Origin of the sequence: Chryseobacterium sp. NRRL B-14798 (assembly GCF_050470705.1) — a bacterium.
Lineage (GTDB): Bacteria > Bacteroidota > Bacteroidia > Flavobacteriales > Weeksellaceae > Chryseobacterium > Chryseobacterium cupriresistens.
This window is the reverse complement of sequence record NZ_JBFLUL010000005.1, coordinates 1,783,104-1,796,781: the sequence shown is the minus strand read 5'-3', so window position 1 is coordinate 1,796,781 and position 13,678 is coordinate 1,783,104. Positions and strand designations below refer to the sequence as shown.

At 36.4% G+C, this 13,678-nt stretch carries 11 protein-coding genes; 3 read left to right on the top strand and 8 right to left on the bottom strand.

The genetic code is table 11. The features are described from left to right. Positions 1 to 94: 94 nt before the first annotated feature. The 3 genes from AB1278_RS08425 to AB1278_RS08415 all read right to left on the bottom strand — a co-directional run bounded on the left by AB1278_RS08425 (position 95) and on the right by AB1278_RS08415 (position 4,166). Positions 95 to 1,153 (bottom strand): serine hydrolase domain-containing protein, encoded by a 1,059-nt coding sequence (locus AB1278_RS08425; RefSeq protein WP_202839331.1) that lies wholly within the window; start codon positions 1,151 to 1,153, stop codon positions 95 to 97. Positions 1,154 to 1,306: 153 nt separating this feature from the next. Next, positions 1,307 to 2,446: a helix-turn-helix domain-containing protein gene (locus AB1278_RS08420; protein WP_202839330.1), complete on the bottom strand. Its 1,140-nt coding sequence runs from the start codon at positions 2,444 to 2,446 to the stop codon at positions 1,307 to 1,309. 355 nt (positions 2,447 to 2,801) lie between these two features. Continuing rightward, positions 2,802 to 4,166, bottom strand: a complete 1,365-nt coding sequence (locus AB1278_RS08415) for a hypothetical protein (protein WP_202839329.1) — start codon at positions 4,164 to 4,166, stop codon at positions 2,802 to 2,804. A 644-nt stretch (positions 4,167 to 4,810) separates the two neighbouring features. On the opposite strand from AB1278_RS08415, the gene AB1278_RS08410 reads away from it, so the two are divergent. Further along, positions 4,811 to 5,275, top strand: a complete 465-nt coding sequence (locus AB1278_RS08410; RefSeq protein ID WP_110010481.1) for a hypothetical protein — start codon at positions 4,811 to 4,813, stop codon at positions 5,273 to 5,275. A gap of 148 nt (positions 5,276 to 5,423) precedes the next feature. Here the strand turns inward: AB1278_RS08410 and AB1278_RS08405 are convergent, their stop codons facing one another. From AB1278_RS08405 to AB1278_RS08390, 4 genes are all read right to left on the bottom strand, one after another. After that, on the bottom strand, positions 5,424 to 7,181 hold the full coding sequence (locus tag AB1278_RS08405; RefSeq protein WP_429813672.1) for a lamin tail domain-containing protein: 1,758 nt from the start codon (positions 7,179 to 7,181) through the stop codon (positions 5,424 to 5,426). A gap of 338 nt (positions 7,182 to 7,519) precedes the next feature. Then, complete coding sequence (locus AB1278_RS08400; RefSeq protein WP_110010480.1) at positions 7,520 to 7,981, bottom strand: MaoC family dehydratase; 462 nt, start codon at positions 7,979 to 7,981, stop codon at positions 7,520 to 7,522. 343 nt (positions 7,982 to 8,324) lie between these two features. Continuing rightward, positions 8,325 to 8,519 carry a cold-shock protein gene (locus tag AB1278_RS08395; RefSeq protein ID WP_110010479.1) on the bottom strand — a complete coding sequence of 65 codons (195 nt, stop codon included), beginning with the start codon at positions 8,517 to 8,519 and terminating at the stop codon, positions 8,325 to 8,327. Positions 8,520 to 8,573: 54 nt separating this feature from the next. Next, positions 8,574 to 9,389, bottom strand: a complete 816-nt coding sequence (locus AB1278_RS08390; protein WP_202839325.1) for a DEAD/DEAH box helicase — start codon at positions 9,387 to 9,389, stop codon at positions 8,574 to 8,576. Positions 9,390 to 9,731: 342 nt separating this feature from the next. Here AB1278_RS08390 and AB1278_RS08385 point away from each other — a divergent pair, with 342 nt between their 5' ends. Both AB1278_RS08385 and AB1278_RS08380 read left to right on the top strand, forming a co-directional pair. Further along, on the top strand, positions 9,732 to 10,679 hold the full coding sequence (locus tag AB1278_RS08385; RefSeq protein WP_202839323.1) for a beta-1,6-N-acetylglucosaminyltransferase: 948 nt from the start codon (positions 9,732 to 9,734) through the stop codon (positions 10,677 to 10,679). 106 nt (positions 10,680 to 10,785) lie between these two features. After that, a complete protein-coding gene (locus AB1278_RS08380; RefSeq protein ID WP_202839321.1) occupies positions 10,786 to 11,997 on the top strand; it encodes a winged helix-turn-helix domain-containing protein in 1,212 nt (403 codons plus the stop codon). Between the two features lie 76 nt (positions 11,998 to 12,073). Here AB1278_RS08380 and AB1278_RS08375 read toward each other — a convergent pair whose 3' ends face one another. Beyond that, a complete protein-coding gene (locus AB1278_RS08375; RefSeq protein WP_429813667.1) occupies positions 12,074 to 13,582 on the bottom strand; it encodes an adenosine kinase in 1,509 nt (502 codons plus the stop codon). Between the last annotated feature and the right edge of the window lie 96 nt (positions 13,583 to 13,678).

Genomic DNA, 13,678 nt, shown 5'->3' with positions numbered 1-13,678 from the left:
GTGGGACAAGAGCTTTGAAAAAGAAAATTCCGGTTAGTAATTTTCCACGGAGAATCGTTAAACTCTCTTTGATTGCGAAAGATTCATTTTACATTTATTTCAGGACGGTATCATAAATTGTATTCAGAAGATCCTGTCTCATCTTTGAGTTTCTATGATCAAGAAGGATAATAATTCCCCACTTTTTAGCCCTGTTGTAACATATGACAGAAGACTGCCCCATAGAATCTCCGGATTTTAAATAGAGCGTATTTTGATCATCCGTTGAGATATGTAAACCTAATCCTATTTCTCTTTTGTCATCTTTGTAAAAGATTTTTTCCCCTATTACAGCAGCCTGTCCTACTTTTGTTTTATCATTTAATACTACCTTTAAAAATCTGATCATATCGGCTGAATTAGATTTTACCAATCCGGAGGGAGCAATAACATTCCAATTAAAAAATTCCTGAATTCCGCCATCCTGATTGTGGCCTGTCGTTTTGTTTTTCACGTTAAAATTCTTCATTAATGTGGTAGTCATTTTCAATGGATTTGTCAGCTTTTCTCTGATAATGGTATCATAACTCTTTCCATACACTTTTTCCAGAATCTGCCCCAGTAAAGTGTATCCAATAGTAGAATACCTGTACTTGCCATAATCTTTCAGCTCATTGCAGGTATTGATTAAAGCTGTCAAGTTATTTTGGGTGACATTGCTTATAGGCTGCTGTGGATTCAATTCTATTAATTTTGCAAAGTCGATATCCGGTAAACCGGATTGATGCGAGGCGAGATCAGCAATTCTGATTTTATTTTTAAGACTTTCATGCAAAATATACTCTTTGGGAAGATAATCATCTATATAATCATTCAGTTTTATTTTGTGTTCTATCACTGCCTGGGCAATTAAATTTGCAGTTAAAATTTTAGTAATGGAGGCAATTTCGAACAGAGAATTTTCATCAATTCTGCTTTTACTTTCCTTATTTACATTACCATATGCAGTATAATATTCTTCATTATTACTGATAAAGCCAACGCTGATTCCTACCTCCGGATTTTTTTTATAATTATCCTGAATGATAGAATCGATTTTTGCGGAAAATTTTTGTCCGAAAGAAAAGCTGCTTAAGAATAACAGTACTGCTAAAAATTGAAATGATGTTTTCATTGTATCGTTTTTAATATTAAAAATTTATTTCGATACAAAGATGTGATAGCACCTGAAAATAAACGACCGAATAAAAATAATCGTCCACATTTGCTTAGAAAAAAAAGTACGAATCATTCTGAAAAAGCGTACAGGTAATTACAAAAAACTGTATTACAGACTTTTACGATAAAGCGTAGGTGTAGTTCCCGTATGTTTTTTGAAGGCCGTATTAAAAGAAGATTTTGAATTGAATCCCACTTCATAGAGAATTTCTAATATGGTCACCTTACTTTTGGTTTCATCTTTTAACATATTCATTGCATTTTCTATACGATAGGTATTTACAAAATCATAGAAATGCTGCCCCAATTGATGATTGATTAAAAGAGACAGTTCTCTGACAGGAATTCCAATTTCATCCGAAACCTCCTGAATGGTAAGTGAGGAATTAAGAAACGGCTTTTTCTCCACCATATAATTTTTTAATTTCAAAAGATCCTCATTATATGCCCTGTCACTGGTTACCGGGTCTTCACTGTTTTTCTCTTCCGAAACCATCTCGGAAACCAGTTTCAATTTTGAATCAACATTTCTGAAAAGCTCAGGATGATTCAGTGCTTTGAAAAGATACCAGCAAATAATAAAAAGGGATAATAATAGAAGTCCAGCCTTTATCTCTTCCGAAATGTAGACATAATCTGAAAATTTAAGGATATTTTTTAAAAGAGCAATGGCATAAACCATACACAATACAACCGTAAGCTGGAACAACCAGTGGTAAGAACTGATGTTTTTCCCGGCATAATTTTCAAGATAAAGTGTCTTTGATTTTCTTAATACTCTGAAAACCGCAACAAAATAAATAACCATCTGGACATGTAACAGAATATGATTAAACTTCAATTCTATCATGTTCTGACGGTTTTCAATAAAGTGAATTTTCGATGTCGTATCTACTCCATAAAAATGAGGCAGCAAAGCCAGATTGGCAATTAAAAAAGGAAATGCATGCAGCAGATATTGAGGTTTCAGTTTGAAATCCGAGTAACAAACAGACAACACATAGAGATAAAAAACCGGTATTTGCAAAAAGACAAGCATATTTTTGAATATCTCAAGGTTGGATGGTCCATCAGACACCATATTAAACAAAGGATCGCTAATATCTATAGCGTTGATGATGAGAAAAACAGCAAATAAAACATTGCTTACCCTGTTTTTTGTCTTTACAGTAAAGAGGAAAATAGCAAGAAGTACGGAAATGAATATGGAAACTGAAGCCACAATAATTAATAAATTAATCTTATCCATTCCTTACTCTTCTTTTTTTGGGGGTTATTATATTTTTAAGTTTTTACAGGTATTCCGTAGGTATTCTGAGAATACCAATCCTACCCATGCAAATATAAAAATTAGATTGACACCGACTGAGTTTTTTATCTATTGTATGTGAGAGGTTGGAGATTGAATGTCGGGAGATTAAAGAATCCTTTCTTGTTGCTCATGGTATTGTAAATTAAATATCCCAAAAAACAATAAAAATATCCTTGTCAAGGTTTAAAACCTTGTCAAGGATGCCAAAACATAAGTTCCTTTGCCCGAAACATCTACCATGCAGGCAAAAACAGTTCTTTGTCTTTTTTTAAACAAAAATTGAGGTTTATTATCATAAAGGAGTGTAAACTACAGACATCGTAGCTTCCATCTGTCTGTATGACCCACCTTTATCACATTGGCTGTATGCATGAAATTGTTCACCTGCATTTAATACAAAAACAGCAGTAATATTGGTGTATCCATTTCCCATATAATTGGATCCATAATGCTGGGTAAGTTTATTTGCTGTAGTTCTTACCCCAACCGTTACTCCTCTGTAGTGGTTTTGTGCTAACGTTCCGTCAGGAACCTGGTCAAAGTGGGCTGTGATACTTATTGTGTATAATCCTGTTTTGACTGCCTGAAAGGTACCGTTATCAACTCTTGTCAGATAGGTATTATCAGAAAGACGGGTATTTTCAAACCACATGATGGCGGAGGAGCCATCTCCCGATTTTACAGAAGGTCCGGTTCTTGTCGCAACCAAAACACTGGCCGGTGTTGTGATGTCTACTTTTTTAGCAACTCCATTAGCATCCAATGCCATCAACATGTCTGTGCTGTTCATTGTGGATGATGGAACACCTCTGAATCTTACATTTCCGTCTACATCCAGTTTTTGTGTAGGAGACATTGCATAATTGGCATCAATACGTCCTATTCCCATATTTCCGTTCTCATTAATTAAGACAGCTGGTCGGTCGCTGGTAGAAAATGTAAGAGATGAAGAATTGGTTGCCCCATTACCCCAGTAATTGGCTTTTATCCCTGCTAATGGGAAGTTAGCTCCTGAAATCTTTCCATTAAAGGATAATTTTCCAAGCTCTGCTCCGGCAGATAAGTTATTAGTTCCTGTTCTTTCCAGATTAATTAATGGAGAGCTATTCGTTGACTGAACTTTCAACTGGTTACTGTCAGTATTGCCGTTTTCTTTTATATGCAGGCCTGCCTCAGGTAATTGCGTCCCTATTCCCACTTTTCCGTTGTCTTTAATAACGAAATCGGTGTTTGAAGATCTGGCAGTTCCGGTAGAAGATGCTCCTAATTTCACCATTGTATTGGCGGGATCATCTATGAAAGCATCGGTTGTAGGATCCCCTGCGGCGATAGTTCCCGAGTTCAGTTTTTGCCAGCGGTTCAGTTTGCTGTCAAAATAAAAATACCCGGTGCTGGTTACTTCTGCTGTCTGCCCGCCGGGAGCTGTATCTGCAGCTGTTACATATACCAATGCTCCCTGTTGTTTTTGAGTATATGTCTTTGCTCTGAGTTGTGCTCCAGTAATTCTGGGCGCGATAATACCGTCGAATACATTTGTAGATGTGGGCTTACCTACTACATCCAGGCTGGCCTGAGGGTCTGGCGTGTTGATACCTACTTGAGAGAACACCTGAAGGCTAATTATTAAGCCTCCAAGTAATAGAAGTTTTTTTTTCATTATTTGATCATTTTGTTGGCGCAAAAGTAATGAGATAAGAGGGTACACCAACAATATCTATATACATCAATGATACACTTTCAACAAATTTTACATACATCAATTATGCATTTATCCAGTATATATGCGATATAAATGGGATATATTTTTCGTCCGTTTTAAAATTGTTCTAACTATTGATCTAAAAAGTGACAGATCTGTTTTTGTTTTCTTGTTGAGTTTTTTCTCACGACCTTGATCTGGTTTTTAGTAGTAAAAAGCCAACATTCTAAAAACAAAGCTGTTTACACTTTATAAAACCAAAAAAGTCATAAAAAGGTTTTATTTAAAACACTTACATTCACTTAGGTTAGTTTAAAATAATACCGCAGAAAAGCCTACATAAGATGAAAACCAAAGATTTTCACAAAACTCAGGTGTACTTATCACAAATAAGGTTGGTTTTGAAAAAGCTAAAGTGTTTAAACTTTTGTGCCTTTTGTGTCGGAATTATACTGCACAGGAAAAACTGTACTTTGTCTTTTTTACTTGAGCTTGCTACTATAAAGAAGCCTTTTGCATAGTAAACAATAGGAATCTTCAAAAAAAACATCATCTTTCAAAAGAAACTCCCAAATATTCCGTTTAATTCTTAAATTTGGCTTATGCGAAAGAATTTTTATTTCATCCTTATATTATGTACTCTTACCAGCTGCTATACCTATCAGGTAAAAAAACCAGCGGTTCCGGCTGCTGACAATAATCAGGCTCCTAAAAAAAATACCGCTGCAGCGAATAATACTTCTGCAGAAATGACAGGTTCAAACCCTGCATCCCAAAGTCTGATTGCCCAACCTGCACCTGTGAATATTCAGGAGAAACTGGCCGCCGGTAAAAATGTTAAAATTGAAGTTGACAACAAAAGCTATAAGGTAATCGTTGACCGATGGGAAGGAGACAGTCTGGTAGTACATCCGGTTCGTAACGCTAAAAAAAGTCTGAAGTTCCATAAGAATCAGATCAACAGCGAAAGAATTGCAGAAAAACGCTTTTCACAGCCTATTGCTGATATTCTTACCGTTACGGCTTATGCCGCTATTGGTGTTGGAATCTATCTTCTGGTCAAATAGTTTTTAATTTCCCTATTCTTTAAATTCTCCCTGGCTCCGAACAGCAAAAATTTTGAAAATTGACAGAGTAAGAAGACCTTACTATAAAATCTAACAAAACAGACTGTCTTGTTGAGACAGTCTGTTTTTATTATTTATTTTTGGTTGATTATGGCCAGATCACCCCGGATTGTTTAGGGCTTGTCCATGGTTTTCCTGCAGGACTTGTACCCGGATGGGCGGCAAGACATTCACTTACCCATGTAGCACCTACCGCATGTGATTTTACTTTTTTCACAGAACAATAGGTCGTTCCGAAGTTATCTTTATACAGCTGGTAGTTAGGATACGCACCTTTAGCTACTAACTCTTCATTATTAAGAAGCTCAACATCATCACTCACTTCCGCAGGATAATCCACAATAGCACCAAGAACCCACGCTATGGAATCTCTATTATTACCGGCTACCAGACTTGGCGGAGGGCTGAGTGTGATCTTGATCGTAGATTTTGACTGATCCACAGAGAAGGAAGAAGAATAGGTAGATTCTTTAACACTTGCCAAAGGAATTCCCAAGAAAGAAAGCGTAGCAGAAGAAGACTGTTCAAAGGTTTTCTGAATACTTTTATAATCTTCACCTGTTACAGTGATTTCTACCGTAGGATAATTGGAAATGGCCACCCCGTTCAGTAAACCGAAAGGTCCTTCAGGTCCGAATTTCATTCCCGGATCCGGAGAAAATTTGTATCCCGAGATATGTTTTTCGTCCTCTTTGTCTCTGCTGTTGATCTGTGCTTTACGGATAGGGTCAAACCATGCCCAGTACATATTGCCGGCAATATTAAAATCTTTTGGTCCAAAGTTTACCAGGGTAACTCCTATAAACATCATTGATATTTTGATGGAGTTTTTGCTTGTGGCAATATTTTCACTGAAATAGTTCGCATTGCCTCCAATTCCTAAAGTAAAGAAATCAAAGATAGGAATAGAAAAACCCGTTTTTCCCTCTACGGAAACACGGAAACGGCTATCAGATTCACGGCTTACTTCCATATCGATCTGAGCGGTCTGAGACGTATTTTTAAGACCATTTAAAATCTGGTCAAGCGGAGTGGTCACCTCAAAAGCCGGTAAGATACTGTCGTCATTCAGCAGCAGTCCGCCATTTTCCTTTTTAGGATTCTGTACATTCTTTAAGGCTTTGGATAAGTATCCATTATTCATTGTCACATTGTTCTGCAAGGATATGGTAGCCCCCAGCGCATCCAGATAACTGGCTAATACCGGGATAATAGGTTTTCCGCTCGCCGGTGTCTTATTCAGTAAAGCATCAAGGTTATCGCTTTTCTGAATCTGGTACAAAGTAGTAGCGGGATTCGCCCATTCTGTAGCGATTTTATCCATAATAATATCAATAGGCTGCATGGTGTCAGTAGCAGGAGGAAGCGTATTATAAGCGGCCACCCAGGCATTGAGCAAGGCCATTTGCTGATCTGTAGCTCTTGTATGGGCGTCATTCAGCACAGCTGTATCTTCTACAGATAGAGAATAGTTGACTTTTGAGAAAGCATCAATAAAGTAATTGGTAAATACCTGATCCAGCTGTACCGGCTCAGTATTGGCTCTGAGATTGGAAGATATCCAGTCGTAAGTTTTTTTATTAAACTTCAGGTTAGACGGATCCTGCCAGTAGTAAGGGAAATTTCCTTTTCCATTGATGGTGATCGCAGACAGTTCTGTACTTAAAACACTGGCAAGAATATCATTGGCTCTGTCTTTCAGTTCTGTAATAATTTGTGATGCTTCTACAAAGGGAGCAACATTTTCTGGATTTTTCATGATAATAATATTGGGTATGGTTCCTACTCTTTTGCTGGCTTTTCGGATACTGCCGTTGTTCAGGGTTTCGAAGCTTCTTTTGAACATACCAAAGTAACGGTGAAAAAAGAACGGATTTTAGGGTATAAATTTCCGATTTTGAAGCCGGGTATTTTTACTGTAGCCTATAGGCATTTGTACGTACGACATAATAGTGACCATCAAGCACGGAAACCACAAGACCTGTTTTTGGCCGTGTTGCTTTTGATAATCTAGGTTCACAAAAAGTTCTGGAAAAATGTGGGTTTATAAAAATCGGTACCGATAAAGGTTTTGCCAATGCCAGGCAAATAGAAATTGAAGAATTTATTTACAGACTCGACCAGATGGTGGCTCATTAACTAAGAAAACATTAAATACCAACCTTTTACACACTCAAAAACAAATCAATCCTTAAAGTGATAAAGAAAAATAACATCCCCTGTATAAGCTGGTTTTATGTGATCTTTGATCAGGAGTCTGGCCTCCACAATTGCTTTCACAGTTCCCCTGAGGTTAACCACAGATTTTACGGTTGCCTGCAGTTTTACTTCACTATTTACAGGGACAGCTTCTCCAAACTTAAGGTTTTCTATTCCGTAATTGATTTCCATTTTTACATTTCTCACATCTGCAATCTGTTTCCAGAGATAGGGAATCAGGGATAATGTTAAATACCCGTGAGCAATGGTTGATTGAAAAGGGCCTTCTTTTTCTGCCTTTTCCTGATCCGTATGAATCCACTGGTGATCCTGTGTTGCATCGGCAAATCTATTGATCTGATCCTGACTTATTGTATGCCAGTCAGAATCACCTAACATCTGCCCTTCAAGGGACTTATACTCATTAAAATTATTAATAATAATCATATCTTTTCTGAACCTTTTGAGGGATTAAATATGTACAGCTCGTCTATTATTACTTTGGTAAGTGTAAATCAAGTCTGTCTATTTATTTTCCAGGCGTCCGGTTTTAGTGTGTCAATATTCAGACCAATTGCGCTCTTATTTTCATATCCCAGAAAAACCTCTCACATATAAGCAAGAGGCAAATGAACATAATGAAAATAAAAAATAATCTACATTACATCAATGTTCTTTCAAACAATATCCAGATCCTGAAGTTTCATGAATTTTGAATGAGAAAAATGTAAATACGAACCCTGATATGGCAAAGAATGTTATTCTAACCTATCTGCAAGCAAGATTTTTATTATGCTAACTTTACGTTAACAGCATTTAAACCTTTATCGCTTTTTTGTACATCAAAAACTACTTTATCGTTTTCGCAAATCATTCTTGTGTTTAATCCTGAAGAATGTACAAATATATCTTTACTTCCGTCTGCCGGAGTAATAAAACCGAAGCCCTTTGCTTCATTGAAAAATTTTACGGTGCCTTCTTGCATTGTAATTGTTATTAAAAATTGTGTATTATGATCTGTAAACGCTACAGATTTTATTTAAGATATTCTGACAGGTATTGTATTTCCCATCATTGGTTGAATATTTTTAAGGTCCGGGCGCTTTACCATCTGGGGTATTGAAGAAGCCGGATCTGTAATAATCTCTACGGGATTATTCAGAATTGTTTTGGCAAAATATTTTAAACTTCCCGGCATTGTTGCAGAAAAAAGCATGTTTTGTCTTTTATGGGAAACCAGATTCAATATTTTTTTTATATCATTAATGAATCCCATTTCAAGCATCCTATCTGCATCATCCAAAACAAATAACTCAATTTTAGAAAGATCGATATGTCTCTGATTTTCTACATCAAGCAGTCCTCCAGGTGTTGCTACAAGAATATCTACCCTTTTTCGGAGTGCTGCAAGCTGGCTTCCAATGGAAACGCCCTCATAAATAGAAAGCTGGGATAATGGCAGGTACTTACTGTAAATTTTTAAATTTTCTTCTATCTGTATTGCCAATTCTCTTGTTGGAGTAAGGATTAAAGTCCGTATTTCTTTATGATCCGGAGTTTGTCTTTTCAGCAGCTGCAGAATAGGCATAGCAAAAGCACCTGTTTTCCCGGCACCTTTTTGTGCAGATCCTATAATGTCTCTTCCTGCTAAAATATGAGGAATCACAGTATACTGTATCTCAGTAGGCCTGGAATATCCTGCTTCTGTCACCGCACGGATAATAGGATTGATCAGATTTAAATTTTTAAAATTCATTATAATTCCGGATTCCGGTATTTTACAAACAAACCTGCTGAACAGAATTTGAATTGGAGTATTATAATGATACACAAAAGAGAATTCTTTTCTGCTCATCTTTTTCTTGCTTCAGCTATCATAATATCCTTAAATATATTATGGTTAACCGGCAATAACGTGTCGCTCTTATCTACAATAGAACTTTATAATCTCTTATTCCCGTTATGAAAACAAACACTATAAATTGGTAGCTGAAAAAGCAAAACTGAAAGAAAAAAGTGATTTAAACTATGACAGAATAGCAAAGGCAGTGACCTGTTTTTTATAAATGTACTGCAAACCTACAATAAAAAAAACGAACATAACTTTATTTAATTAATTGATTATCAAAAATTTATTCGTACCTTCTGCCAATTAACCAAATTGTTTGCTGACGCGGATGATTTTAAACTCCGGAATATGCAAACTTCTTCCCCCATCCCCCAACCTTCTCCCAGAATATTAGAATCCCATTCTGGCCCACATGTAAGAATTGCTTATTTCATTATGATACATCATAAACCTGAAGTATTTAAAAACATGTTTGAGAAAATCTATACAAGGGATCAGTTTTATCTTATCCATATTGATAAAAAAGCGAAACAAGAGTTCATTGAAGAAATACAACTTTATATCGTTCATTTTCCCAATGTCTATATTCTGGACAGTATGAATATAGTTTCGGGAGGTTTCAACATCGTTCAGGCAGAATTGAACGCTATGGAATTTCTCCTGAATGCAAGTAAAGAATGGGATTATTTTATCAATCTGAGCGGTGAAGATTATCCACTGAAATCACAAAATATTATCCGTAAATTTCTTACCATCAATAAAGGCAGGAATTATCTTTTTTATTATGATCAGAAGTTTTACAGACCCGACACGCTGAAAAGAATACAAAATCACTTTACGGAATTGGCTTATATGATCTCGTCTTTCATCTACAAACGATCTTTTATGAAAGATGTGATTCCTTATATAGGTGGTAAATGGTTTATGTTTACAAGAGAAACCTGCTTATTTTTAACCAACAACAAAATGGTAATGGATTTTGAAGACTATTATCTTCATACTTTTTTACCTGCAGATTCATTTTTTCAGACTGTTCTTATGAACACATCATTCAATGATATTATCGTCAATGATGATAAAAGAGCAGTACTTGAGACCTCCTTTTTTCAAAATACACAGAATACATTCAATTATATTCAATCATTAAAATCCGGTAATCAGCTTTTCATCAGGAAGGTTAACAAAAAAACGGATGAAAGTATCAGACAATATATTGAAGAAAGTTACCTTACTCCCCTTCCCTATGTGAATGAAATTGAAAGGGAGCTGAAAAGAGATAATCGTCAAAACAACTGATTTTAACCAGCCGCCCCGAGTATTAACAGATCCTGTTCAGTGCTTTTCCCTTAAATCACTATATTTGATAGAAACATCTTAAAAGCTGTTTCTCCGAATTTCAAATATGGAAAAGAAGTTGGCATCAGGACAATTGAAACTTGCAACACTGGATAGCCAGGGATTAACGCAACACGCGCCTTTCGGAACCGGAAAAGATGCGGTTCTTAAGGCTTTGGAGCACCTTGGATATATACAGATCGATACTTTATCTATGGTGGAGCGTGCTCATCATCATACTCTCTGGACAAGAATCCCTGATTTTCATGCAGATTATCTGGAGGAACTGGTAGAAGAACGTAAGGTATTTGAGTACTGGTTTCATGCTGCGTCTTATCTTCCTATGCAGGATTTCCGGTATGTTTTGCCTCAGATGCTGATGATTAAAAGAGGAGAATCCCGTTACTACAATGCTGATCACAGGGTAATGGAATATGTGAGAGACACCATTCGTAACGAAGGCCCTAAAAGAGCGAGAGATTTTGAAAATGAAAGCCATAAGACAGGAAGCTGGTGGAACTGGAAACCTGCCAAGCTGGCTCTTGAAAGACTTTTCATGCAGGGAGACCTGATGATAAGCGGACGTGTGGGAATGCAGAAAACATATGATCTCACCGAGAGGGTTTTACCTTCTTCTATTGATACTACAGAACCTACTCCACTTGAGTTTGCAGAATATCTGGTAAAAACCAATCTGAGAGCTTATGGATTTACTACATTAAAGCAGATCACACACCTTCGGAAGGGAAATGATGTAAAGAAAGATGTCAATAAGGTCTTGCAGACAATGCTTGAAGAAGGATTGATATCTCAGGTGAAAACAGAAGGATTATCTTCTGTCTTTATGCTGAACCATGTTCTTGAAAAGACATTTGATCCCGGAAATTCCAATATCTGGCTTTTGTCTCCGTTTGATAACGCTATTATCCATCGGGACAGAATCAAACAGATCTTTGATTTTGATTTCCGCCTGGAATGCTATACTCCAAAAGAAAAAAGACAATACGGCTATTTCTGTTTACCCATACTGTTTGGGGATCAGTTTATCGGAAGGGTTGACTGTAAAGCGCATAGAAAGGAAAAAAAACTGGAGCTTATTCATCTGCATATTGAAAACAATACTGTAGACATAGGGTTATGGCTAAAACCTTTCGTAGAAACCGTAAAACGTTTTGCTGTTTTCAATGGCTGTGAGTCTTTGGCTCTGACTAAAGTAAGTCCGCCAAAGTTGAGTACATCTGTAAAAAAAGAATTATCCAAAGCAAAGTTTAAAAAGTAACAGATGTATCTGTTAAAAGGATAAATCGCATTATTGAGGTCAATAATGCGATTTTATTTTTACAGGAAGAATCCTATTAATTTAATTTCTGATTTGTTTTCTGAACAAAATCATTCCACTGCTGGTTCAGGTAAGCTGCAGCTTTCGTTTTCTCATTATCATTCATAGAAGAATAATTAATAGAATTGAAAACCAGTTTTTTCAGGGCTTTCACATCCAGCTCCCAATACACCTGTGTTACCCAGAAATCATAGCTGAGACCGGTATATCCATAGACAGAAGGGTCATCACTGCTGATGGAACACTGTACTCCGTTACTTAATAAAACTCTTGCCGGATGATTCCTCAGATCACTTACATATCCTAAGATCTGATTACTGATCGGGCTCACTTCCACCAATTTATCCTGTTTTCTGATCTGATCCATGGTTTTTGGAAAATAGATGAGATTCAGTCCATGACCGATTCTTTTATTATTGAGCGGTGCTACATCCAGAACATTTGTATTCAACATAGAATTGCTTTCTCCGGCATGAAGGAAAAGAGGCAGCTCTACCTTATACTTTGTACTAAGTTCATTCATTTTTGCCCAGCTTTTTTCAAAAAAACTGATATGATGACCTGCTGCTTCATCCGCTACAAGGTCAAAGCCTGAGATCATATCCGGAAATTCTTTCTTCATTTTAAATGCCGTTTCCAGCTGTTTCCCGATACTTTCATTATCGAGGAATTTAAAGCTTGAATAGATCAGTTTCAGGGTAAACTGCGGATCTGACTGGTGTACTTCTTTAAGAATGTCCTGCAGATCTGTGACAGAAGTTTTCAAAGGATATTTTCCATGCTGAAAATCATAAAGCTCATCAAAGATATATCTGATTTCTACGTGCTGTACGTTGTCTTTGATCAAATCCTGAAATCCTTTCAGATAATATGCTTTAAAGAAAGGACGGTATGGAAGCAGTAAACTGATACGTTTAAAACGTTTTTCAAATTCAATCCAATAATCTGTATAAGAGCAAAGGCTATCACGTTTCAGCGTAAGAAGATCCTGCAGTTCTTTTTCAAAACCAGGGTTCGAAGTAAGCTTTTTATCAAGGTTTACAAATCCGGCCGGGACTTTTCCTTTTTCAAAAAAAGCCAGCTGTCCGAAAATGTACTGATCATTATCTTTCTGATCGTAAACATAACATTCCTGGTATTTTCTGGCCGTTGAAATAATCCATTTTACGTCTGTTATTCCACCGCTATGGGTATGCAGCAAACCTCCTTTCGGCATTGCCTGAAGAATTTCAAACAGCTTGCTGCTTTCTATTAATGGTTTTAATTCATTAAAAGAGCTGTTATATAAAGATATTTTCTTTGCTTCCGAATCACTGAGAAACTGTTTACGAATCTGGAATAGTTTTTTATCCAAAGCGATTTCTTCATCGGACAATTTTATATCAGCATCAAATGCCATTAATGCATTTTCTGTCTCTGATAATGCCAGTTTCTGTTGGTATGCAGATTTTTCGGTCACTTTACCTTGCCCCCAAAATAAGGGTGCTCCAAAAAGTGATATATATATAAGGTATTTTTTCATCATAATAAATATTGGAGGAATTTTTTGTACTATCGGCTATGCTTTAACCGTTAAAAGTAGCTTTTTACAGCAAAAATTGTGCAAAATAAAGCTAATTCA

Bases quoted from the DNA above. Each gene is read 5' to 3' on its own strand.
- AB1278_RS08425 (WP_202839331.1), bottom strand. From the start codon at position 1,153: ATGAAAACATCATTTCAATTTTTAGCAGTACTGTTATTCTTAAGCAGC.
- AB1278_RS08420 (WP_202839330.1), bottom strand. From the start codon at position 2,446: ATGGATAAGATTAATTTATTAATTATTGTGGCTTCAGTTTCCATATTC.
- AB1278_RS08415 (WP_202839329.1), bottom strand. From the start codon at position 4,166: ATGAAAAAAAAACTTCTATTACTTGGAGGCTTAATAATTAGCCTTCAG.
- AB1278_RS08410 (WP_110010481.1), top strand. From the start codon at position 4,811: ATGCGAAAGAATTTTTATTTCATCCTTATATTATGTACTCTTACCAGC.
- AB1278_RS08405 (WP_429813672.1), bottom strand. From the start codon at position 7,181: ATGTTCAAAAGAAGCTTCGAAACCCTGAACAACGGCAGTATCCGAAAA.
- AB1278_RS08400 (WP_110010480.1), bottom strand. From the start codon at position 7,981: ATGATTATTATTAATAATTTTAATGAGTATAAGTCCCTTGAAGGGCAG.
- AB1278_RS08395 (WP_110010479.1), bottom strand. From the start codon at position 8,519: ATGCAAGAAGGCACCGTAAAATTTTTCAATGAAGCAAAGGGCTTCGGT.
- AB1278_RS08390 (WP_202839325.1), bottom strand. From the start codon at position 9,389: ATGAGCAGAAAAGAATTCTCTTTTGTGTATCATTATAATACTCCAATT.
- AB1278_RS08385 (WP_202839323.1), top strand. From the start codon at position 9,732: ATGCAAACTTCTTCCCCCATCCCCCAACCTTCTCCCAGAATATTAGAA.
- AB1278_RS08380 (WP_202839321.1), top strand. From the start codon at position 10,786: ATGGAAAAGAAGTTGGCATCAGGACAATTGAAACTTGCAACACTGGAT.
- AB1278_RS08375 (WP_429813667.1), bottom strand. From the start codon at position 13,582: ATGATGAAAAAATACCTTATATATATATCACTTTTTGGAGCACCCTTA.